Source organism: Streptomyces sp. NPDC048248, from assembly GCF_043201875.1.
Taxonomy (GTDB): Bacteria; Actinomycetota; Actinomycetes; order Streptomycetales; family Streptomycetaceae; genus Streptomyces.
Genome location: NZ_JBICZL010000007.1, coordinates 166,131 through 186,803 on the forward strand (window position 1 = coordinate 166,131; position 20,673 = coordinate 186,803).

Annotated in this window: 20 protein-coding genes and 1 pseudogene; 12 read left to right on the plus strand and 9 right to left on the minus strand. The window is 68.4% G+C overall.

Annotated elements, in window-relative coordinates; all coding sequences use genetic code 11:
• The first annotated feature begins 75 nt into the window (after nucleotides 1–75).
• The 3 genes from ACGFZW_RS16610 (at nucleotide 76) to ACGFZW_RS16620 (ending at nucleotide 2,657) form a co-directional block, all read left to right on the plus strand.
• Nucleotides 76–1,479, plus strand: a complete 1,404-nt coding sequence (locus ACGFZW_RS16610) for a DEAD/DEAH box helicase (protein WP_393893833.1) — start codon at nucleotides 76–78, stop codon at nucleotides 1,477–1,479.
• Nucleotides 1,480–1,557: 78 nt separating this feature from the next.
• Nucleotides 1,558–2,151: a pyridoxamine 5'-phosphate oxidase family protein gene (locus tag ACGFZW_RS16615; protein ID WP_393893834.1), complete on the plus strand. Its 594-nt coding sequence runs from the start codon at nucleotides 1,558–1,560 to the stop codon at nucleotides 2,149–2,151.
• Nucleotides 2,152–2,273: 122 nt separating this feature from the next.
• Nucleotides 2,274–2,657, plus strand: coding sequence for a VOC family protein (locus tag ACGFZW_RS16620; protein ID WP_393893835.1), 384 nt, complete (start codon nucleotides 2,274–2,276; stop codon nucleotides 2,655–2,657).
• A gap of 84 nt (nucleotides 2,658–2,741) precedes the next feature.
• On the opposite strand, the gene ACGFZW_RS16625 is transcribed toward ACGFZW_RS16620, so the two are convergent.
• Together ACGFZW_RS16625 and ACGFZW_RS16630 are read right to left on the minus strand one after the other, a co-directional pair.
• Nucleotides 2,742–3,878: a Rieske 2Fe-2S domain-containing protein gene (locus ACGFZW_RS16625; RefSeq protein WP_393893836.1), complete on the minus strand. Its 1,137-nt coding sequence runs from the start codon at nucleotides 3,876–3,878 to the stop codon at nucleotides 2,742–2,744.
• A gap of 662 nt (nucleotides 3,879–4,540) precedes the next feature.
• Nucleotides 4,541–5,242 carry a DUF2470 domain-containing protein gene (locus ACGFZW_RS16630; protein ID WP_393893837.1) on the minus strand — a complete coding sequence of 234 codons (702 nt, stop codon included), beginning with the start codon at nucleotides 5,240–5,242 and terminating at the stop codon, nucleotides 4,541–4,543.
• 343 nt (nucleotides 5,243–5,585) lie between these two features.
• Here ACGFZW_RS16630 and ACGFZW_RS16635 point away from each other — a divergent pair, with 343 nt between their 5' ends.
• Entirely contained in the window at nucleotides 5,586–6,299 is a 714-nt protein-coding gene (locus ACGFZW_RS16635; RefSeq protein WP_393893838.1) for a PepSY domain-containing protein, read from the plus strand.
• 332 nt (nucleotides 6,300–6,631) lie between these two features.
• On the opposite strand, the gene ACGFZW_RS16640 is transcribed toward ACGFZW_RS16635, so the two are convergent.
• Entirely contained in the window at nucleotides 6,632–7,360 is a 729-nt protein-coding gene (locus tag ACGFZW_RS16640; RefSeq protein ID WP_393893839.1) for an SDR family oxidoreductase, read from the minus strand.
• A 137-nt stretch (nucleotides 7,361–7,497) separates the two neighbouring features.
• On the opposite strand from ACGFZW_RS16640, the pseudogene ACGFZW_RS16645 reads away from it, so the two are divergent.
• Nucleotides 7,498–7,740 (plus strand): annotated as a pseudogene (locus tag ACGFZW_RS16645) (NAD(P)H-dependent oxidoreductase); the annotation flags it as partial.
• Between the two features lie 1,199 nt (nucleotides 7,741–8,939).
• Here ACGFZW_RS16645 and ACGFZW_RS16650 read toward each other — a convergent pair.
• The 4 genes from ACGFZW_RS16650 to ACGFZW_RS16665 form a co-directional block, all read right to left on the minus strand.
• Nucleotides 8,940–9,710: a hypothetical protein gene (locus ACGFZW_RS16650; protein WP_393893840.1), complete on the minus strand. Its 771-nt coding sequence runs from the start codon at nucleotides 9,708–9,710 to the stop codon at nucleotides 8,940–8,942.
• A 480-nt stretch (nucleotides 9,711–10,190) separates the two neighbouring features.
• Nucleotides 10,191–10,763, minus strand: a complete 573-nt coding sequence (locus ACGFZW_RS16655; protein ID WP_393893841.1) for a GNAT family N-acetyltransferase — start codon at nucleotides 10,761–10,763, stop codon at nucleotides 10,191–10,193.
• The gene (gene tsaD, locus ACGFZW_RS16660; RefSeq protein WP_393893842.1) at nucleotides 10,763–11,833 is read right to left on the minus strand and encodes a tRNA (adenosine(37)-N6)-threonylcarbamoyltransferase complex transferase subunit TsaD; all 1,071 of its coding nucleotides are present in this window, start codon (nucleotides 11,831–11,833) and stop codon (nucleotides 10,763–10,765) included. Before tsaD ends, ACGFZW_RS16655 begins: the two co-directional genes overlap by 1 nt.
• 316 nt (nucleotides 11,834–12,149) lie before the next feature.
• Nucleotides 12,150–12,824: an adenosylcobinamide amidohydrolase gene (locus ACGFZW_RS16665; RefSeq protein ID WP_393893843.1), complete on the minus strand. Its 675-nt coding sequence runs from the start codon at nucleotides 12,822–12,824 to the stop codon at nucleotides 12,150–12,152.
• A gap of 810 nt (nucleotides 12,825–13,634) precedes the next feature.
• Here ACGFZW_RS16665 and ACGFZW_RS16670 point away from each other — a divergent pair.
• On the plus strand, nucleotides 13,635–14,177 hold the full coding sequence (locus tag ACGFZW_RS16670) for a dihydrofolate reductase family protein (protein ID WP_393893844.1): 543 nt from the start codon (nucleotides 13,635–13,637) through the stop codon (nucleotides 14,175–14,177).
• Between the two features lie 256 nt (nucleotides 14,178–14,433).
• Nucleotides 14,434–15,339 (plus strand): SDR family oxidoreductase, encoded by a 906-nt coding sequence (locus tag ACGFZW_RS16675; protein WP_393893845.1) that lies wholly within the window; start codon nucleotides 14,434–14,436, stop codon nucleotides 15,337–15,339.
• Nucleotides 15,340–15,485: 146 nt separating this feature from the next.
• Here the strand turns inward: ACGFZW_RS16675 and ACGFZW_RS16680 are convergent, their stop codons facing one another.
• Together ACGFZW_RS16680 and ACGFZW_RS16685 are read right to left on the minus strand one after the other, a co-directional pair.
• Nucleotides 15,486–15,911: a pyridoxamine 5'-phosphate oxidase family protein gene (locus ACGFZW_RS16680; protein WP_393893846.1), complete on the minus strand. Its 426-nt coding sequence runs from the start codon at nucleotides 15,909–15,911 to the stop codon at nucleotides 15,486–15,488.
• 359 nt (nucleotides 15,912–16,270) lie between these two features.
• Complete coding sequence (locus ACGFZW_RS16685; RefSeq protein WP_393893847.1) at nucleotides 16,271–16,741, minus strand: ArsI/CadI family heavy metal resistance metalloenzyme; 471 nt, start codon at nucleotides 16,739–16,741, stop codon at nucleotides 16,271–16,273.
• Nucleotides 16,742–16,821: 80 nt separating this feature from the next.
• On the opposite strand from ACGFZW_RS16685, the gene ACGFZW_RS16690 reads away from it, so the two are divergent.
• The 5 genes from ACGFZW_RS16690 to ACGFZW_RS16710 all read left to right on the plus strand — a co-directional run bounded on the left by ACGFZW_RS16690 (nucleotide 16,822) and on the right by ACGFZW_RS16710 (nucleotide 20,588).
• The gene (locus tag ACGFZW_RS16690) at nucleotides 16,822–17,220 is read left to right on the plus strand and encodes an ArsR/SmtB family transcription factor (RefSeq protein ID WP_393893848.1); all 399 of its coding nucleotides are present in this window, start codon (nucleotides 16,822–16,824) and stop codon (nucleotides 17,218–17,220) included.
• Complete coding sequence (arsB, locus tag ACGFZW_RS16695) at nucleotides 17,217–18,344, plus strand: ACR3 family arsenite efflux transporter (RefSeq protein ID WP_393893849.1); 1,128 nt, start codon at nucleotides 17,217–17,219, stop codon at nucleotides 18,342–18,344. Before ACGFZW_RS16690 ends, arsB begins: the two co-directional genes overlap by 4 nt.
• Nucleotides 18,337–18,753: an arsenate reductase ArsC gene (locus ACGFZW_RS16700; RefSeq protein WP_393893850.1), complete on the plus strand. Its 417-nt coding sequence runs from the start codon at nucleotides 18,337–18,339 to the stop codon at nucleotides 18,751–18,753. Before arsB ends, ACGFZW_RS16700 begins: the two co-directional genes overlap by 8 nt.
• A 522-nt stretch (nucleotides 18,754–19,275) precedes the next feature.
• Nucleotides 19,276–19,644: a hypothetical protein gene (locus ACGFZW_RS16705; RefSeq protein ID WP_393893851.1), complete on the plus strand. Its 369-nt coding sequence runs from the start codon at nucleotides 19,276–19,278 to the stop codon at nucleotides 19,642–19,644.
• A gap of 164 nt (nucleotides 19,645–19,808) precedes the next feature.
• The gene (locus tag ACGFZW_RS16710) at nucleotides 19,809–20,588 is read left to right on the plus strand and encodes a class I SAM-dependent methyltransferase (protein WP_393893852.1); all 780 of its coding nucleotides are present in this window, start codon (nucleotides 19,809–19,811) and stop codon (nucleotides 20,586–20,588) included.
• Nucleotides 20,589–20,673: the final 85 nt, after the last annotated feature.

Sequence of the window (20,673 nt, forward strand, 5' to 3'; positions counted from 1 at the left end):
GCGGTTCGCCTTGTTCGTCGGCTGCTCGTTCCTGCCGGGCCTTCCTCGGTACGTTCCCCATGCGGAAGGCTCTTCATGAACCACCCGGACCCCTCGCACGGCGACCACGCCGAGCCGGTGACCCTCACTCCGACGGTGCCTCCGGTCGCCTCCTTCGCCGACCTGGAACTGCCGGCCGAGGTCCTGCGAACCCTCACCGAGCGCGGCGTGCGCGAGCCTTTCCCGATCCAGGCGGCCACCCTGCCCAATGCCCTCGCCGGACGCGACGTCCTGGGGCGAGGGCGCACCGGATCGGGCAAGACGCTCGCCTTCGGCCTGCCGCTGCTCGCACGGACGGCCGGGCGACGCGCGGAGCCCAAGCAGCCTCTCGCCCTGATCCTGGTGCCCACCAGGGAGCTGGCCCAGCAGGTCACCGAGGCACTCGCGCCGTACGCCGACGCACTCCGGCTGCGGATGGCCACGGTCGTCGGTGGCATGTCGATCGGCCGGCAGACCGCCGCGCTGCGTGATGGAGCCGAGGTCGTCGTCGCCACCCCCGGCCGCCTGCACGACCTCATCGAGCGCAAGGCCTGCCGCCTGGGACGGGTACGGATCACCGTCCTCGACGAGGCCGACCAGATGTGTGACATGGGCTTCCTGCCGCAAGTCACCGAGGTGCTCGACCAGGTGCACCACGACGGCCAGCGCATGCTGTTCTCCGCCACCTTGGACCGCGACGTCGACAACCTGGTCCACCGCTACCTCCACGACCCCGTCGTCCACTCGGTCGACCCGTCCGCGGGCGCGGTCACCACGATGGCTCACCATGTGCTGGTCGTCCACGGCGCCGACCGGTACGCCGTCACGACGGAGATCGCCGCCCGCGACAGCCGCGTACTGCTGTTCCTGGACACCAAGCACGCCGTCGACCAGCTCACCCGGCACCTGCGGGCCAGCGGTGTGCACGCCGCGGCCCTGCACAGCGGCAAGTCCCAGCCGCAGCGCACACGGACCCTGGCGCAGTTCAAGAACGGCCAGGTCACCGTCCTGGTGGCGACCAACGTCGCGGCTCGCGGCTTGCACGTCGACGACCTCGACCTCGTGGTCAACGTCGATCCGCCCACCGACCCCAAGGACTATTTGCACCGCGCGGGCCGCACCGCCCGGGCCGGTGAGTCCGGCAGCGTCGTCACGTTGGTCCTGTCGGGCCAGCGCCGCGACATGAGCCGGCTGATGGCCGGGGCGGGTATCGAGCCGACGGTCACCAAGGTGCGCTCCGGTGAGGCGGAGTTGAGCCGGATCACCGGGGCCAAGGCCCCCTCCGGCACCCCGCTCGACGGGCCCGCCACGCCCCGGGCCAAGAACACCAACGTCCCCTTCCGCGGCCTGGGCACCAGCAAGCAGGCCTCCCGCGAGACCGGCGGAAAGTCCCGCAAGGCCGGCGAGGCCCGCAAGCTCGCCGAGGCCCGCAAGGCGGCCCGGGTGCGCCGCGGCAACTGAGCGCCGTCGGCCTGCTGGGGCACTGCGGGTGGCCTCGTGCCCCGCGTTGACGGAGCAACGGCCCGTCATAATCGCCCTATGGGAAAGAGCTACGAGCGGATGGACGGCAGACTGCGTGCCTTCATCGAGGCGCAGCACATCTTTTTCACCGCGACGGCGCCACTGGACGGCGAGGGCACGGTCAACCTCTCGCCCAAAGGATTGAACGGCTCGTTCGCAGTGCTCGACGAACTCACCGTGGCCTACCTCGATTTCGCCGGCAGCAACGCCGAGACGATCGCCCATCTGCGCGAGAACGGCCGCATCACCCTGATGTGGTGCGCCTTCGACGGGCCGCCCAACATCGTGCGCGTGCACGGGCGCGGAGAGCCGGTCTTCCGCGACGATGCGCGATGGGGGGAGCTGATGGAGCACTTCCCGGACATCGACCCGGCCCTGCACGGTCTGCGCGCGATCATCGTCGTGGCCGCAGAGAGCATCCGCGACACCTGCGGGTACGCCGTCCCGTGGATGACCTACGAGGAGGATCGCCCGCTGCACGCGTCGCGCTTCGCGCGCGAGACCGATGAGTCGCTCGATGCGTACTTCCAGAAGAAGGAGTACATCGCGACCAGCATCGACGGCCTGCCGGGGCTGCCGCTGCCCCTGCCACCGCTTCCGTCCTCGGAGTAACCCACAACCTCTGGGGCGCGCACCAGGACGTTTATCGAAGTGTTGCCACGCACGTGAGCTGTGTGCGGTGAATGAGCGCAACTCGGTGGCGTCCGGAGTGGAAGTGAGGAAGGCTCGCGCGCATGGTTTCGGTGGTGCAGAACGTGGCGATTGACTGTGCGGATGCCTACGAGCTGGCCCGGTTCTGGGGCAAGGTGACCGGCCGTCCGCTGCATCCGGAGGACAAGCCGGGTTGCCGGGAGGCTCAGGTGCTGTTGGGGGAGGGCGCGGTGCTGTACTTCAACCAGGTGCCCGAGCCCAAGAGGATCAAGAACCGGATCCATCTGTGTTTGCGCCCTGAGACCTCGCGTGAGCAGGAGGTGGAACGGCTGCTGGGCATCGGTGCCACCTTTGTCACCGATCACCGGGATCCGGATGGCTCTGGTTGGGCAGTCCTTGCTGACCCGGAGGGCAACGAGTTCTGCGTTCTTCGCAGCGAGTCCGATCGAGCCGCGATGATTTCCTGACGCCCACGCGCTGTTCCGGCCGGTCGCGTATGACAGCTGGTCACAGCCACTCGTTGACGGCCGCGATGAGAGCGGTCACCTGGGTCAGCCCTTGCACACCACGCCGGGGCGGAGCGGGACGCCGTTGGCGCGCAGCACGTCGCGGACGTGGAGGATCAGCGGGAACACCTCGTGGTTGCGGTCCTCTCCCTGCTCGTCCCAGGCTCGCTGCTCGGCCTCGACGGCCATCCGGTCCTCGGCGAAGACCCGCTCGGTGAAGCGCCGGATGAACGGCCAAGCGAGATGCAGGGCCCCGGGGATCGGAGGTTTCGCAATCATGAGCAGACCGTAGGCATGGTTGGTGCGCTGCTCGGCGTCCTCGGGTACATAAGCCACCCAGAGGGAGAACGCGGGGAGCTCGGCATTCTCCGGGATCGCTTGCAGGGTTTGATAGGGGTACTGCGTGCGGACCGTGATGACGTCGGGCGATGAGCGGCCGCGCATCCCCTCGGCGGACAGCAGCCCGGCGCCGCGGTCCTTCTTCCCGCCGGCCGGGACGAACAGGTACCGGGCCTCCACGAAGTGCGGACCGGTGTCGTACCCGAGGAGTTTCGGCTGGATCCTGCCGAGGACCCCTCGATGCAGGAACTGATGATTCATGTCCAGCAGGTTTTCGTGCATGAACGAGTAGTGGCAGCGAACGGTACGCGAAAACGTCATCGTCTTGTGCCTTGCCGAATCGAACTCCGGCAGATCAGGCAGTGGTGTCAAGGCTGCCTTCTCCGGATCGCCCGGGAACACGAAGACAAGACCGTACGCTTCCCGGACCGGATAGGCGCGCACACCACGCGGCGGACGGTCCACGCCCTTGGGCAGATAGGGAATCTGCGAGATGCGACCGTTCCCTCGGTAGGCCCAGGCGTGATAGCAGCAGCGCAGCGCCTCACCGTCCACGACGCCTATGCTCAGCGGTACCTGACGATGGGCGCACCGATCCTCCAGCGCATAGACCGCGCCGCCCTCACCGCGATACAAAGCGATCCGCTCACCCGCGAACACAGCAGCGAAGGTCCCCTTCTTCGGCACGCTGCCTGACCGAGCTACCGGGTACCAGAAATCCGGGTTGATTCCGGTACGCCGGAGGTCAGCGCCCGCGCCGGAACGGTGGTCAGGCGACGAGTGCGGCCCTTTCGCCGCCCCCGTCGCGATCGCCGCCTCTCTTCCGGGTTGAGCATCAGTCATGTGCTGCTCCCTCGCACGCAGGTTCAGTGAGACGGGGCCCAAGGAAAGCCAGACGTCCGCCGATGTGGCAGGCGGTCACTGCCCTCTGACATCGCCGGAGGACGAGCCCGCAGCCTCACTCTCGCTCGCTCTGTGGATCTCCCCTGGATGCGCGTCAATCAGGCTCCGCCCGAAGAGTGACAAGGCGGTGCGGCGTGCGAAGGCACGATCGCGCCTGGCCAGGAGGACTGCGCCCGCATCTGTGACCGGGCCGCGACGGGCCCTCCATGGCAGGGGGCGACGCCACTGGACTGCGCCAGGCGATCGAGCAGTGCGCGGCGGCGTGAGTCCGCAGCGCGACCTCGTCACCCGAGTGCTCTCGCACGGCGAAGCTTGCTCATACGGCGCAGATACCGAAGCGCCCACCGGCGCGGCCTCCCGAACCCGCTGACGGCTCGACCGATCGGAGGCTGAGTCTGCGACTGCTCATAGCAGCGCGCGGCCCCAGGATCCCCCCGGATCCTGGGGCCGCGCGTCTGCGTGCCTCGGTTGCCACGCCTGCCGCATGCGCCGGCGGCCGGGTTCCGCTTCCGGCCGGACATGCACGAAGATGCGGCGGATCAATCTCCGTGTGCGAGAGAGCGGTTCACGCCCCGGACGTGCGTGCTGACTGGCGCATCAGGTCAGCAGATGCCCTGTGTGTGGGAGAGGTTGTGTGCCGTGGTCAGGAGGACATGGATCTGGGGGCCGGCCTGGTCGATGTCAGTCACGGGCGTCTGGAACGGAAGCCGGACGTCTTGGTGGGCACCCGGGTATTCGAGGCGCAGGGTCACGCCGTAGCGGTCGATCGCCACCGGGAGGGCCCGCAGAATGCCACTGTCCGGATGGGGGTGGACGAGGCGCAGCAGCAGGGGGATGAGTTCGCTGTGACCGTCGAGGAGGTGGGTCAGCATGCCCGCTTCGCTGGTGGCGATGGGGTCGAGTTCGGTCGCCTCCAGGTCGTGGAGGGTGACGTAGGCGGTTCCCTGGGCGTCTTCGAGGACTGCCTGCCCGAACTCCATGCAGGTGCTCTTTGTGGATTCCGTGCTGTAGGGGGCGGCCAGTAGTCCGGTCAGCGTGACGCGGGCACGAACACGGTCGCGGGCGGGTGCGGGTGTGATGTCGGTGAGCTCCAGCCGGACCGGCATGCGTGTTGCCGTCTGGGTATCGCCGTCCTCGAACGGCGCGTGCAGGTGGAAGTGGCCCGTCGCCCCCGTCCCTTCGAGGCGACGCACTTCGGTGTGGTGCCCGTCGCTCACCACTGTCACGGAATGGGCAGCGGCGAGGATCGACCGGACGCGCTCGGCGGCAGAAGGTGCGGGGGCACGGGTGGGGAAAGGAGGCATCCGGGTTCTCCAGGCGTGAGTAGGGAGACGCGAAACAAGGTTGCTTAGGTAAGGCTAATCTAATTAATGATCCTCTGTTGCTTGACGTCAGCTGGTGGCGACTGGCGAGCGGTTCACCCCCGCCGGCGTCGAGTTCGCCTCGCGCGGGGAGTCCTGCAAGGCATCCGGAGAGGGAGTCGCCGGCTGCACGGCGCCGGCTCGTTCGTTTCGGGGTGGGTTGCTGAAGGGGGTTTCAGGGTTTCAGGTTGTGTTCAGGTTGGGTTCGGCACTGTGGTGGTTGTCGGAAAGGGCGACAGGCCCGCCGGCGGAAGTGGACCGCATCACGATCTGGAGGGATGTCCTCATGAAGGCCACCGCCAAGCGCACGCTCGCCCCCCGCGCCGTTGTCCTCGCCACGGCCGCTGCCGTCGCACTTGTCGGCGGTGCCGGTGCCGCGACTGCTTTTGCGGACGATGATGGCCCGGCCCCGCAGTCCTCGGTTCAGCTGTCGAAGAGCGAGCGCACACTGGACGGCGCCGCCGAGGACGGCGCGCAGGTCAAGGGCGACAAGGTGGGTCAGTCCGAGGCGACTGCCAAGGCTTTGAAGGCTGTCGCCGGCACTGCGACGTCCGCGGAATTCGACAGCGTGGACCGTAGCGGCTCCCTCTTCTGGGAGGTCGATGTCCTGGGCAAGGATCACAAGAATCACGAGGTCACCGTCGATGCGGGCAATGGCAAGGTCCTGAGCCAGCACGCCGACCGTGACGGCGACGCCGCCTCGGACGCTGCTGAGACCCAGGCTCTGGTGAAGGCTGACAAGACCGGTCACGCCAAGGCCACCGCTACGGCCTTGAAGGCTGTGCCCGGCACTGTGGTCTCCTACAGCCTCGACGACAACGACCGCAGCGGTTCCGCCGTCTGGGAGGTCGATGTCCTGGGCAAGGACCACAAGAGCCATGACGTCACCGTCGACGCCGTCACCGGCAAGGTCCTCAACCAGCACATCGACCAGGACGACCACAACGACCAGGACAACCAGGGCGACAGCGACAGCGACAACGGCAGCGACGACGACTGACCAGGCTCCAGGCCCTACCGCCTGAAGCCCCCAGCCCGAAAGGGGCCGCACCCGCCACCCGGCGGACGCGGCCCCTTCGTCCGTTCCGGACCTGTGTCCGTCTCCCCACCTCGACGCTAGCCGCCGGCATGAGAGGGCCGCCCGCCGTGTCGCCGCTACCTCCGGTTGACGATCAGCAATCAGCGAAGTTTGGTGCTCACGCGGTCGTCCAAGTAGGTGCATGGGGGCGGGAGGAGCCGTGTCCAGCCCCGCTTCTTATCAGCCCTGGCCGCATCAAGCACGTCGGTCAGGGCTTGGCGCTCCGCGGTCCGGCGCCTGAGGGGCGTGAGGAGTCAGGCGAGCCAGTCGGTGTAGCGCGTAGGGGCGAGGTGGGCGTTCTTGTCGGTGAGGACGTCGCCCTTGATGGCCGCGAACATGCCGGCGGTGGGATCGATGACGACGGTGCGCTTGTCGCCCTTGCGGGACAGGGTGATCCGGCCCAGTTCGTCCAGACTGAAGATCTCGGGGCCGGCGATGTTGCGAATGCCTCCCAGCGGGGCGCCCGCGGCGACCTGTGTCACCTCGCTTGCCACGTCCTTGGCGGCGATCGGCTGGATCGGCGTGGCGGGCAACCGGACGGTGTCGCCGTCGGCCGTCCAGGACAGGACGGCGTCCATGAACTCCATGAACTGGGTCGCCCGGACGATGGAGTAAGGGAGCGGCCCGGCCGCGAGGAGCTCCTCCTGGAGCAGCTTGGCCCGGTAGTAGTCCAGCTCCGGCACCTGGTCGACGCCGACGATCGAGAGGATGACGAAGTGGCCGACGCCGCCCTTGTGGGCCGCGGCCAGAAGGTTGTCCATGGAGGTACGGAAGAAGGCCGGGGAGGCCTCGTCGAACGTCGGGGAGTTCGTCAGGTTGACGACGGCGTCGGCTCCCGCCACGGCTTCCTCCAGCCCCTGGCCGCTGATGACGTCGACTCCGGTGGACTGCGAGTGCGGTACCGCCTCGTGCCCGGCGGCGTTCAGATTCCTGACGACCTGCGATCCGATCAGCCCGGTCCCGCCGATGACTGCGAACTTCATGACATGCCTTTCGTTGGGGGCGTGTGCGCGACATGGCACATGAGCCACTGTGTGGGCGCGGCAGGAAACGACGCCCTGATCGGCTGAAGGTGGGCGGTGTCAGTAACCATCGACGTGACCGTGTGAGCTGGAGCCGGGACGCCATCCTGATCGGCGCCCCCATACACAACTAGATCCCGTCGACCCTCAAGGCGTGGCTCGACAGCGTGCTCATGCTCGGCCACACCGCGGGCGAGAGCCCCTCCGCCCAAGGCACCCCGGCCGTGGTCGTCGCCAGCCGCGGTGGTTCCTACGCACCGGGTACCCCGCGCGATGGATCCGACTTCGTACAGACCTACCTGAAAGCCGTCCTCAAGGACACTCTCGACCTGAAGATCGACTAGATGCTCCCGGAACGCCTCGCTCTGGGCGGCGTGGGGCGTCCTCGTCGCGCGCCTGCTGCAGGGGGCGATGCCGCCTCTCTGTCCAGGCGCAGGGGGAGGGGCGTTCGGCTCGGCGGAGGGCCGCGCATCGACACGGCGACGACCAGTACGAGGCTGACGAACGCGCCGTCAGTCCTGCATGCGGGACGCCAGCGGCGCGGGCAGCTCAGGCTCTGTCGGCGACGAAGCCCTGCCAGGCCAGTCACCGCACCCAGTGGCTATGGCCGCAGCCCGCACGGGGGAGTCCATCGCGCAAGCGAGGCGCGCCCACGTGGTAACCATCGCTGCGTGCACGGGCTTGAGCTTCGACTTCCGCGGGGGTGGGCGGCCGGCGGCAAGATCGGCCGCGCCAGGAGCCACCCCGGCCGTACGCGCGGCAAGGACGCCATCGCGGATGCGGCAAACGCGGTGCGGACAAGGTCAAATGAGCCACATGGTCTTCGAACTGGACCCACCGCACGGCATCACCGGTCTCCCCCTCGGCGCAGCTGCCGACACCGTAGGAGCGGCTGCCGCGGAACTGGGCGAGGTCAAGGTGCAGGACGATGGGTCAGCCGACCTTGTCCACTACATGAAGGTCCTTGCCCAGCTTCACACGTGTAGCCGGTCATGATGTCCCCCTCGACACCGACGGCGAGCCGCTCTATTTTCAGACCATCATGACCGGCCCCCTCGACTACTACGACTACAAGCTCGCGTAGCCCGCCGAGTGCGCAGTTGACGGGGGCAATGACCACCTTGTCCTTCAGCGGCCCGGGTGCGGGGGCCGATGTGGGACATGGCTGATGCCTCGTCAAACACGTGCCAATGTCCGGGACGCTGCAAGGTGCCAATGGCCGGGGCGCTCCTTCTCGTACCGCTTCCAGCGGGTGGAAGTCCCCACCGGTCGGTGACCAGGTGAATCTTCGACCCCAACGTGGCACGGTCGGGTCGGATCGGTCCGCGCACCTCACGATCCCCCGAGCCCGGCCACCACCCTGCGGACGTCGGGTGTTCTTCGGCGGGACCACCCGCCGAAGGAACATTCACCACTCATCCGGCACCAACCCCTCAACCGGACCCGTCATGCACCACCCAAGAACCAACACACCACAAGAAACGATGCCTTGGTGGAGCGGCCTGGTGGAGCTGGGCGTCTTCACGGCTGTGCAACCAGGTCAGTCGATCTCGCCGCTTTCGCGGAGAAGCTCAGAATCGACATGTGGCGCCCGTGAGGAGCCGGTCTTGCGCTCGACAGGGACGCAAGCCTCCCCATCGTCCTTCAAGAGCTTTTCGAGATCCTCGATCCGTAGGTAACAGTCACCATCGACGCCCCAGTCGCGTCCCCAGGAGTTGCGCAGCCGCACGACCGGCGTGGTGCCGCGGTTGCCGTTGAGCCGTGCCTTGAGCGAGACGCCACGCACGAGGATCGCATGGCCTCCGAAGTCGCCCGGGGACACCTCGAGCAACCCGTTGGGGGCCGGCTTGAACATTGAGTTGTACCACTTGATGCCGATCACGACGGGGCCGAAGTAGCCCAGTGTGCGCAGCACGTCGTCCACTCCGAAAGCCCAGCGGTACTCGTCCATGTATCCGCGTGCGGATACCGCCTTGGCTCCGGCGAGCACCGAGGTGCCGTCGTAGTCTTCACCAGGCCACTCGTCGACTTTCTGAGCTTCGCGATAGACACCGCGGGCGAAAGAGTCGTCTACTCCCTGCACCTCAACCGGGGTGGCGATCAGTTCGTGGGACCAGGCGAATCCGACGCAGGCTCCTTCGTTGCCCTGGTCCAGCCAGGAGGGACAGGCCCAGCCTGCGGAGCGTAGCGGAGCTCGCTCGGTGACCATCTCCCGGATGGGGTAATTCCTGCTGCGCTCGTCGAATTGCGGAACGCGATCGAGTCGCCGGTCGATGGTCGTGTGACCATTCTTCAAGCGGGTGCCGGCCATCGTTGCTCCTTAGTTCAGCCCCTGTCACCAGCTGACGCTGCCGCGGAGCAGGGCGCACCTCGGCAGCCGGGATTCCGGCGCAAACGGACTAACCCGTGGTGCCGCCACGTATGAGAGGGCGGAAGGGTGGGGTGGCGACCCTGAGATGTCCCACCTACCTTCCCCGTGCTCCATGGTGGCGGTCTTGTCGTAGCGGTGGCCGGCCGCGCCACCGTATGAGCTTGTCGGTCAGTGCCCGGACCGCGGGAGGCCATGGCTGACGAACAGCGGGGCGGTATCGGCCGGGGCGAGGAGGCGGGGCAACGCGTCGACGACTCGATGCCGGACAGCAAGTTGACCGGGAAGGTGGCCGACCGTCGAGCCGTACTCGCCCGGGACGGGGTGGTGCGCCCGACCAGCACCTGGGCGAACGTCGTCCTGCCCGAGGCCGGAGGGACCGAGCAGTGCGATCCTGCGGCCGGGGGCTCGGGAGGGGGCGGTTCAGTCGAGAAGGGCGGCAGGTACTTCGGCGGGGTGGTGGGGGCCGAGGAAGACGGCCGCTCCATTCCCTCCGGGGGCGGGGTGGGTGGCCTGCCGCCAGCCGAGCCGCCGGTAGAAGGCGACGGCGCTTTCGGCACGTACGGACGTGAACAGCCACGAGCGGCCGTGTGCCGCCTCGGCGGTGAGCGCACCTAGCAGGCCGGCACCCAGGCCACCGCCACGCGCCTGCGTATGCACGGCCAGTTCGTCGATCTCCTGGGCGCCGCACAGCCAGGCCATGGTGCGTTCGGCACCCAGGGCTGCGGTTGCCTGCGGGTAGCAGCGGGAAGTGGGGAAGAGGGCGGGGGTGGTCCAGGCAGTGGCGAACCCGAGCACGGTGCCCTCGTGGAGTGCGAGTGCGGCCCGGAACCCTGGGCGTCGCGCATCATCGACCAGCCGCGACAGGTACGCGTCGCCCGGCGTCGGGCCTTCCGCCCACGGAGGCCCGCCGAAGGCCTCGGTATACACAGCGCGGATGCCGTCGGCGTACGACTCCAGCTGTCGGCCGGATACAGCGCGAACTTCTCCGGCCATCAGGACACCTTCATGGCGACCTTGCGGGCGACCGGATGAAGTGCGGCGTACTCCAAGGGCGCCGACGGATCGATCGAGACATCCAGCGGTGCGGGCTCGGCGCCCGCCCGGACCAGGAGGTCCCCGATCGCGGCGATCATCGCGCCGTTGTCGGTGCACAGCTTCGACGGCGGCACGCGCAGGGTGATTCCGGCCGCCGTGCAGCGCTCCTCCGCCAGCGCCCGGACCCGGGAATTGGCTGCCACCCCGCCGACCACGACCAGGGTGCCGACGCCGTGTGCGGTGCAGGCGGCCAGTGCCTTGCGGGTCAGCACATCGGCGACCGCCTCCTGGAGCGAGGCGGCTCCGTCGGCCACCGGCAGGACCTGTCCTCGATGCCGCTCGGCCCACCGTGCGGCGGCGGTCTTCAGTCCCGAGAACGAGAAGCCGTACGGATCATCGCGCGGCCCGGTCAGCGGCCGGGGGAAAGCGACAGCGCGGGCGTCGCCCTCGCGCGCTGCCCGGTCGATGGCAGGCCCGCCGGGATAGGGCAGCCCCAAGACCCGGGCGACCTTGTCGAAGCATTCGCCCGCCGCGTCGTCGAGAGTGTCGCCGAGGTGCACGATCGGATCCCGGGCCAGGTCGCGAACGAGCAGCAGCGAGGTGTGCCCGCCGGAGACGATCAGCACCACGCAGGGGTCGGGCAGCGGACCGTGCTCCAGGGTGTCGGCGGCGACATGCCCCGCCAGATGGTGCACGCCGTACAGCGGGACGCTCAGCGCGTACGCCAACCCCTTCGCGCCGGCCAGTCCGACCTGAAGCGCGCCCGACAGACCCGGCCCGGTCGTCACCGCGACCGCCCCGATGTCGGACATCCGCAGTCCGGCCCGGTCCAGCACCTGCCGGACGACCGGATTGAGCGCGTGGAGATGGGCACGGGACGCAATCTCCGGCACCACCCCACCGAACCGGGCGTGCTCGTCCATGCTCGACGCCACCGCATGTCCCAGCAGCCGGCCGTTCTGCACGAGCCCGGCCCCCGTCTCGTCACAGGACGACTCAATGCCCAGCACCACGGGCGTTCCACGCATGCCGTTCTCCTCTCGCACAGCGCGCCAACAATAGTTGCATGATTTTAGTTATTGCGAAGCCTATGCAATAAGCGTTCGTTCCGGTGCGGCAGCCGGCTCGGACGGCTGCCGGACGGGAGCGTCGTCAGACGGACGCGGCGAGAGGCACGCCTACGAGACCGAAGATCGGGGGAGAGGCAGGACGAGTGCGTCGACCAAGGTCCGGTCGGTGCCAGCTGGTTGGTTGGCGGGGCCTCCGGAGAGACGTCAGAGTCGGCCCGCGGGAGCAGCAGCGGTCGCGGATCGTCAGCGATGCGCTGCCGGACCGCACACGTCCCTACTCGGGGAGCGCGCCGCGTACCGCGTGGTGAACAGAGCGAGCCAGGCGGGCACCCCACAGTGAGCGTGGCCCCGCGAAGGCATGGACCTCGTCTCCCGGCCCTGCGGTACGAGCGGCGATGCACACGGCATCGGTCGGCGTGCCCGAGCAGTCGTACCCCGCATCGAGCAGTGCCTGGACCTTGGCCTCGGTGGCGGTAGCGACAGCGTTGACCAGCGCCGAGTCGGAAAGCGGTACAGGCACTGCGGCGATGATGTTGATCGTGCCCGGCCCCGAAGGCGCGGGCATGCCCTGCGCCGGCGAGGCAGCCCAGCCGCGAATCCTGACTCCTGCAGTCGCAACGGCCTCGGTACCGCCGTCTTCCGCGTGGACGTACGCCTGAACGTCCGCGGCCGTCATCAGCCCGACACCGATGCCACGCGCTCCTGCCTCGCCTGCCAGCCGGGTCAGGTGCCGGCCGGGGTCGGTGCGCCGGTAGCCGTGCGTGACTTGGGCGTTGAGGACCCAGGTCCGCTCCCCGATGCCGCCGCCGAGCACCGCGCTGCTGATCATTCGCCAGCCAGGCCCCGCGGACCACATCAGCGCCTGTAGCCGTTCGCCGTGCTCGATCCGACTCAGCTGCTGCACAGGCATGAGGACGGCAGTACGCGGCGGCGGGATGGTGGCGGTCACCGGACTGAACTCCTCGGGTGCGAAGACTGCCTGATCGTACTGGGCGGACCTCACGGCACCCGCCGCCATCACCGTGCTCCGCTACGTCCCGGCCGATTGCGGGGCGACCTGAGATCGGGCGAAAGCCTGTTGGTGGGAGAGCCCAACTCCCTCCGATGCAGAACCTGGAACACCGCAGGGATCTTGGAACACCGGAGATGCGGAGCCGACAACGACCGGCCGCGCCTTGGTTGTGGCCCAGCCGTCATGTGCTGGTCAGCTCAGCGGCGGTTCCAGCCGCTGTGCTCCATGGCGTGGTGCTTGTCGTCCCACCTGTCGTCGTGGTTCTCGCCCCAGTGATGTGCGCCGAGACCTGCGTGAGGTTGCCTGGTCGACCAGGTGAGCCCGGGCCACGCGGTCGACGTGGAGGCCGGGGCCCTCGTTGGGTCCCACACCGCTGCATTGCTCGCACGGTCCGCCGCAGGCCAATCCCCACTCCGCCACCCTGCCGGCCTCCTACCTGGCCCGCCGTCACCCCCCTGGCCCGGGCGCACCACACGCATCCTCGCGGTGCGCAGCCACACGGGTAGGCGGGCCGTCGGCTGCTGGTGCGGTGACCACAAACGATCACCGGGTTGGTCACCCTCCGGGACTGAGGACGACCCCACCGGCGGTGCCGTTCACGCCGTACCCGGGCACGTTCCCGACGCTGCGCGGCCAGCACATCCGGGTTTCGGTTGTTGGCGTTTCGCCACCGCACATACCCTTGCAACTCCCCACCGGCCGAACTCCGATTCGGGCTCGGGCCTCCAAGATCCGTGGAGAAAACGCATGAGTGATGTGGGTATCGGCACCGGCAAAGTGGTCGTGAACAGGGCGATGTCGCTGGACGGTTTCATCGCCGGTCCTGGCCACGCGATGGACTGGATTGCCGAGTATGTGCCTGCGGACGCGTTCCCGGAGGTCATGGCGGCCACGGGCGCCATGCTCATTGGCCGGGGCACGTACGAGGTCGCCAAGCGTATGGCCGACCAGGACACCGCCTACGACGGGGGAGCACAGTTCGTCCTCACCCACAGGCCTCCCGACGAGCCGGACCCTACCGTCACATTCCTCACCTGTGGACTTGAGGAAGCCGTCGCCACGGCACGCAGCGCCGCGGGCGGCAAGAACCTGGAGGTCCTCGGTGCCGACGTGGCCGCCCAGTGCCTGCAGCGCGGGCTCGTCGACGAGATCCTGGTGTATGTCCTACCGGTGCTACTGGGCGACGGCGTCCGCTTCTCGCCCCCAAGCCTCGACAGGATCGACCTGGAACCTTTCAGCAACACCCAGGCGGGCGCCATCACGATGCTCCGCTTCCGTGTGCGGAAGTAGGCGCGGCCCTCCAACAGCTAGTGCGGTTGAGCAAGGAGTGCCGCTACCACCGACGCCACATGCCCGCCTCTCCTCGTCGGCCCGCGCTCGCAGGACGCGCCGCTTGTCGACGCTGCCCTGAACCTTGCTGCTCGGATCGGCGCCCAGGCCGTGGACCGGCAGGCAGCGGATCCGGTGCCTATGCTGAGAGAACGGCTCGCCGGACCATGCGGCGCGAACCGCCGCTCCGGCGCATCTTCCCATCCAGGAGGAGCACGTGACGGGCTCAGCAGGTCCCCTGCAAGGCCGCACCGTCGTCGTGACCGGCGCTGCCCGGGGTCTGGGGGCCGCGATGGCGCGGGAATTCGCCCGGCGGGGAGCTGCGGTCGCCCTCCTCGGTCGTGAGGAGTCGACCCTCGCGGAGGTCCGCAAGACGATCCCCGGAGAGGCCAGGTGCTGGGAGGTCGACGTCACCGACGACGACGCGATGCGACGGGTGGCCGCTCAGGTCCGGGACCTTCTGGGCCCCGTCTCCGTCGTCGTCGCGAACGCCGGCGTGGCTGAAGGCGGTCCCTTCGTGGAGTCCGACCCCGGACTCTGGCGCAGGGTGATCGAGGTGAACCTCGTCGGGAGCGCCGGCACCGCCCGCGTGTTCCTTCCCGACCTCCGCGCCTCCCGCGGCTACTACCTGCAGATCGCCTCGCTTGCTTCGATCGGAGCGGCGCCCATGATGAGCGCGTACTGCGCCTCCAAGGCCGGCGTGGAGTCGTTCGCCCACTCACTGCGTGCCGAGGTCGCGCACGAAGGCATCGACGTGGGCATCGCGTACCTGAACTGGACCGATACCGACATGATCCGCGATGCGGATGAGCACCCCGTGCTGCGGGAGCTGCGCGCTCACATGCCAAGGCCCGCGAGGAAGGTCTATCCGGTCGAGACGGTGGCCGGCTGCATGGTGCGGGCCGCCGAACGACGCAGCGCGGCCGTGTACGTGCCGGTCTGGCTCCGGGCCACGCAGCTCGTCCGGGGCGCGATGCCCCCGGTGGTCACCTTGCTGTCGAAGCGGGAACTCCCGCGGTTGCAGCGAAGGACCGCATTCGCGACGACGGGGCTGCTGGGAGCCGGCGGCCGGGCGGACGCCGCGGGGAGCCGGCCGAGGCCCGCGCCCTCTACCGACCGCTGACCGCCGAAGCGCGGTGTCGGGAGGTGCCTGAGATGGCGGAGGTGCGGCTTGCGGCCTTCCCGCACGGCACAGCCGGCGCTCGATCGCAGTTTTCCCAGGTGGCGGTCACATCATGGATGTACGCGCAGGACCGGCCGCCACTGTGATCAGGCGGGCCCCAGGTCGGCGGACACCCAGTGCTGCGGCTGCATGTAGATGGCGACGTGCTCACCGAGCTGGGCGTGGTCGAACTCCACGAAGTCGGCGACCTTGCCCTGTGGGAGGTACCGGGCGGCCATCTCCCAGGAGCGCTCGCGGCTGTCCGGTTCCGTCCTGGTGACCGGCCCCTCCACCGACACGTAGCGCACCGTCGGATCGGTCCGCTGCACCATGAGGCTGAAGCGTCCTGCCGTACGAATCGCTTGCGCTTTGCGTGAGTCGGGCCCGGTGCGAACCCACAGCTCGCCGCCCGGCGTGTACTGATACCAGATGGGCACTGTCAGCGGTGCGCGATCCGGCCGCTCAACCACCGACAGCGCACCGATGTGAGGCTCCGCCAGGAACCGCTCTCGTTCTCGCATCGATAGCGCCATGTGCCCGACCATAGACCGACCGACAGCTCACCGACGTGCGGAAAACACGGATTGTCGAGGCGGGACGGCCCGTCAACGAACTTGTCGTTGTACGACGCTCTTTGCGCAGGGGGCGTACTCGCCGGTGGAAGTGAACGACCCTTGCAGCAGACCCCGATCGCCTCGCCCGAGCCCCGCGAGGAAAGGGCATTGCCCCTGGTCACCAGCGGTCCGCTCAGGTGCAGTTCCAGTTCTCCGCGGTGGGTCACGGAATGCAGTCCGGCTCCTGCCGCAACAGCCCGGCTGTCACGCGCGCGTCGCCGCAGGCCTTCGGCGGCGTGCACGTTTCCCTCGTTGTGGTCGGCGGTGTGGTCGGCCCATCAGCCGCAGGCGCATCCGGTGGGAGCCTGGGCGGAATCGGCGGCTGCGGGTTGGCTGCTGCAGCAGGCGTCGCCGTCGATGGCGTCGCTCTTGCCCATTTGGTCGGCGTCGCCCTTGACGACGTACACCTCCCAGGGCTCCTTGCCGGGGCCGTGGACCCAGACCTTGTCCTGGAGGGCGTAGCAGCAGGAGGTGTCGTTCTCCTCGAAGGTCGCCAGCCCGGCGTCCCGGAGGCGGTTGGTGGCGGCGGCGACCTGGTCGCTGGAGTCGACCTCGACTCCGAGGTGGTCCAGGCGTGTCTCCTGGTCCGCCTCGCCCTCGATGAGGACGAGTTTCAGTGGCGGCTCGCTGATGGCGAAGTTGGCGTATCCGGGCCGACGCTTTGCCGGCTCGACGCCGAAGAGCTTGGAGTAGAACTCCACCGAGCCTTCGAGGTCGGCGACGTTGAGAGCGAGCTGGAGGCGAGGCATGACGGTCTCCCTGAACACATTGAATCGAAGACTTTCGATACAAGCTTGCGCCTTGAATCGAAATCCGTCAACATAGAAGGATGTCGAAACAAGAGCTTGAGGTGCTCGGTGGGGCCGAAGCCTGCTGCCCCGGCCTGCTGGCCTCCCCACTGGGCGAGGACCAGACCGCCGAGCTTGCGAAGGTGTTCAAGGCCCTGGGCGACCCGATCCGGCTGCGGCTGTTGTCGATGATCGCCTCCCGGCAGGGTGGGGAGGTCTGCGTCTGTGACCTGACCCCCGCCTTCGATCTGTCCCAGCCGACGATCTCCCACCACCTCAAGCTGCTGCGGCAGGCCGGTCTCATCGACTGCGAACGCCGCGGGACGTGGGTCTACTACTGGCTGCTGCCCGAGATGACGGACAAGCTCGCAGGGATCCTCACCCGCCCGGGGACCCCACCCGTTCAGTCCCTCGACGAGCCGGTCGGGGCCGTTTCGTGACGTCCGAAGCCACCACCGCGGCGCCCGCCGCGGGGCCGGTCGCCGCCCGGCTGTCGTTCCTGGACCGATTCCTCGCCGTCTGGATCCTGATCGCGATGGGCGCCGGCCTCGGCCTGGGACGACTCGTGCCCGGACTCGGCGACGCCCTCGCGGGAATCACCGTCACCGGTGTCTCGATGCCGATCGCGCTGGGCCTGCTCGTGATGATGTACCCGGTCCTCGCCAAGGTCCGCTATGACCGCTTGGACACCGTCACCCGCGATCAGCGTCTGCTGATCCCCTCACTGGTGGTGAACTGGATCCTCGGCCCGGCGATCATGTTCGCGCTGGCCTGGATCTTCCTGCCCGACCTGCCGGAGTACCGGACCGGCCTGATCATCGTCGGCCTCGCGCGGTGTATCGCCATGGTCATCATCTGGAACGACCTGGCCTGCGGCGATCGTGAGGCTGCTGCTGTCCTGGTCGCGCTGAACTCGGTCTTCCAGGTGATCGCGTTCAGCCTGCTGGGCTGGTTCTATCTCTCCGTCCTGCCCGGGTGGCTCGGCCTGCAGCAAACCGCCCTCAATGTCAGTGTGTGGGAGATCGCCCGCTCCGTGCTGATCTTCCTCGGCATCCCGCTGCTGGCCGGATTCCTGACCCGTCGCCTGGGCGAGAAGGCCAAGGGGCGGGCCTGGTACGAGGCCGAGCTGATCCCGCGCCTCGGGCCGTTCGCCTTGTACGGCCTGCTGTTCACGATCGTCGTGCTCTTCGCCCTCCAGGGCGACGCCATCACCTCCAAGCCCCTCGACGTCGCCAGGATCGCGCTGCCCCTGCTGGTGTATTTCGCCGTGATGTGGGCTGGCTCCATGGCCCTCGGCAAGGCAGTGGGACTCGACTATCCGAAGGCGACGACGTTGGCGTTCACCGCGGCGGGCAACAACTTCGAACTGGCCATCGCGGTGGCCATCGCGACGTTCGGCGCGACCTCCGGCCAGGCTCTGGCCGGTGTCGTCGGCCCGCTCATCGAGGTGCCGGTGCTGATCGGGCTGGTCTGTGTCGCCCTGGCTGCCCGCCGCTTCTTCCCCCCATCCACGCAGGCGGCCTCCGGTTCGGCCACCGCCGAGGAAGGTCCCGCCCGTGTCTGAGCCCAAACCGTCCGTACTCTTCGTCTGCGTGCACAACGCGGGCCGATCTCAGATGGCCGCCGCCTTCCTCGGCCACTTCGGCCGAGGCGCGGTCGAGGTCCGCTCGGCGGGATCGGCTCCGGCGGAAACGGTGAATCCCGCCGTGGTGGAGGCAATGGCCGAGGCGGGCATCAACATCGCCTCCGAGACGCCGAAGGTCCTGACCGCGGAGGTGGTGCAGGAATCCGACGTGGTGATCACCATGGGATGCGGTGACGCCTGCCCGGTCTTCCCCGGGAAGAAGTACCTGGACTGGAAGCTCGAAGACCCGGCCGGACAGGGAGTCGATGCGATCCGGCCGATCCGGGACGAGATCGAGCAGAGGGTCCGGGGTCTGCTGGCCGAACTCATGCCCAACGAAGCCTGCTAGTAGGGCATCTGACGGCCCGGCTCATTCGCGCCGCGACCCTGGTTTTGTATCTGGCGAGTGCGCGCCTGTCGACTGACCAGCGCAACGGCTTCGCTCATCCGATGGCTCGGGCCGAAACGGAGCCGATGCATTTCCCTCGGATCTCGTGGGCGAAGAATTCATGGAGCCGCGGAAATATGGCCGCTCGGCCATGGACAGCGGCCGGAACGCGGGGGCCGGACAGGACAACATTCTGAAATGCTGCTGCCCACACTTCGCGCCGGTGGCGGGGCCTGCCAGGCTCCGCCACCGGCAGTACACACACCCGGGGGCCACGTCCACATGCGTCTGCACCACATACTCCCGCTCGGCGCGGTCACCGTGCTGCTCCTTGCCGGCTGCGCCGCCGAGGCAAAGCAGGGGACGTCGGAGGGAGGCGCCACGGACCGGCCCTCCAAGACCCACAGGGAACAGACCACATCACCACCGGACACCGGCCGGCCATGGGAACCGGACGACGCAATGCAACGCGCTGATCGGGCCTTGGACGCCTACGACGGCGACGGCAGCCACCCCGAACTCGTCGACTCCGCAACCTCATACATCACAGGCAAACTACACAAGAATTTTCAGGCGCCGGGCAAGCGCTGGTACCGCCTCGACATCACCTGCGATACGCGGGGCGTCAAGGAACTGACGCTCACCCTGTCACGCGGCAGCGAGGAACAGGCATACGCAATCGGCTGCGGCGACACCGAAGCCGACCAGTTCAACATCCCACCGGGCGACACCTTCACCGCTCAGGTCGACGCGGTCAAAGATGGCACCGGCCTCGTCAAGTGGCGCCTGAACACCGTCGCACGGGAAAACGTGGACGGATGTGACGACGACATCGACGGATGCGACGGCTGAATCGCTTGCCTTCAATGTCCGGTCGGCGCAGGGACATCAGCGAAAAGAGACGTTCGACGGCCCGGCGCTGATCTTCGAATGGTCCTGACGACACGAGGCCGCAGCAACGAGGGGTGTGACGCGGACGGGTAGCAGGCCGGGTTGGTCACAGCTGCGTTGGCCGCGTGGAAAAGGACGAAAGGCTACTACACAGCTCGTCGTTCGGCGCGGCGGCGGCCGCATACGCCGAGCACCGTCCGGATTACGCGCAGGCCGCGGTGCGCTGGGCACTTGAGCCGGCGCCGGGCCCGCGGGTGCTCGACCTCGGTGCCGGAACCGGCAAGTTGACTGCCACGTTGGTCGCGCTGGGCGCCGAGGTCATCGCGGTCGAGCCCGATCCCGCGATGCTGACCGAGCTGCGACGCGCGCTGCCGACTGTCCGTGCCCTGACGGGTAGTGCCGAGGCGATACCGCTGCCGGATGGGTCCGTCGATGCCGTGCTGGCCGGCAATGCCATGCACTGGTTCGACATGGCCGCCGCGGGACCCGAGATCGCCAGGGTCCTGGCGCCCGGCGGTATCCTGGCCGGCCTGTGGAACGTCATGGACGACCGGGTCGAGTGGGTTGCCGGGCTCGCGCGGATCAGCGGGAGCGCGGCCATCGGACCGTGTGACACGCCCACCAGTTGGCGTGCCGAGACGGCAGACATGCATCTTTCGAAGACCGACGTGGCCGCCCGGTTCGGCTCGCCGAAGCAAGCCGAGTTCCCGCACGGGCAGGACCGCACCGCCGACTCCCTCCTTGCGACGATCGCGACGCGCGCGGGGATGCTGGTCATGCCGGAACAGGAACGTGAGACCGTACTCGGCCGGATCCGCGCATTCCTTGGTAGCAGACCGGAGACCGCCGACGGCGAGTTCACCCTCCCGATGCTGACCGCCGTACTGCGCGTGCGGCGGCTGTGAGAGCCATCGGCCGCCTGCTCTTCGGTCAGCGAGTCGCGGTTGGCCGCCAGCGTCCGCGCGACCGGTGCCGTCCTGATGGTCTCGG

Coding starts and splice junctions, on each gene's coding strand:
- ACGFZW_RS16625 (WP_393893836.1), bottom strand. CDS start 3,878: ATGACTGATGCTCAACCCGGAAGAGAGGCGGCGATCGCGACGGGGGCG.
- ACGFZW_RS16620 (WP_393893835.1), top strand. CDS start 2,274: ATGGTTTCGGTGGTGCAGAACGTGGCGATTGACTGTGCGGATGCCTAC.
- ACGFZW_RS16655 (WP_393893841.1), bottom strand. CDS start 10,763: ATGGCCGGAGAAGTTCGCGCTGTATCCGGCCGACAGCTGGAGTCGTAC.
- ACGFZW_RS16610 (WP_393893833.1), top strand. CDS start 76: ATGAACCACCCGGACCCCTCGCACGGCGACCACGCCGAGCCGGTGACC.
- ACGFZW_RS16640 (WP_393893839.1), bottom strand. CDS start 7,360: ATGAAGTTCGCAGTCATCGGCGGGACCGGGCTGATCGGATCGCAGGTC.
- ACGFZW_RS16690 (WP_393893848.1), top strand. CDS start 16,822: ATGTCGAAACAAGAGCTTGAGGTGCTCGGTGGGGCCGAAGCCTGCTGC.
- ACGFZW_RS16615 (WP_393893834.1), top strand. CDS start 1,558: ATGGGAAAGAGCTACGAGCGGATGGACGGCAGACTGCGTGCCTTCATC.
- tsaD (WP_393893842.1), bottom strand. CDS start 11,833: ATGCGTGGAACGCCCGTGGTGCTGGGCATTGAGTCGTCCTGTGACGAG.
- ACGFZW_RS16630 (WP_393893837.1), bottom strand. CDS start 5,242: ATGCCTCCTTTCCCCACCCGTGCCCCCGCACCTTCTGCCGCCGAGCGC.
- ACGFZW_RS16650 (WP_393893840.1), bottom strand. CDS start 9,710: ATGGCCGGCACCCGCTTGAAGAATGGTCACACGACCATCGACCGGCGA.
- ACGFZW_RS16680 (WP_393893846.1), bottom strand. CDS start 15,911: ATGGCGCTATCGATGCGAGAACGAGAGCGGTTCCTGGCGGAGCCTCAC.
- ACGFZW_RS16685 (WP_393893847.1), bottom strand. CDS start 16,741: ATGCCTCGCCTCCAGCTCGCTCTCAACGTCGCCGACCTCGAAGGCTCG.
- ACGFZW_RS16635 (WP_393893838.1), top strand. CDS start 5,586: ATGAAGGCCACCGCCAAGCGCACGCTCGCCCCCCGCGCCGTTGTCCTC.
- ACGFZW_RS16670 (WP_393893844.1), top strand. CDS start 13,635: ATGAGTGATGTGGGTATCGGCACCGGCAAAGTGGTCGTGAACAGGGCG.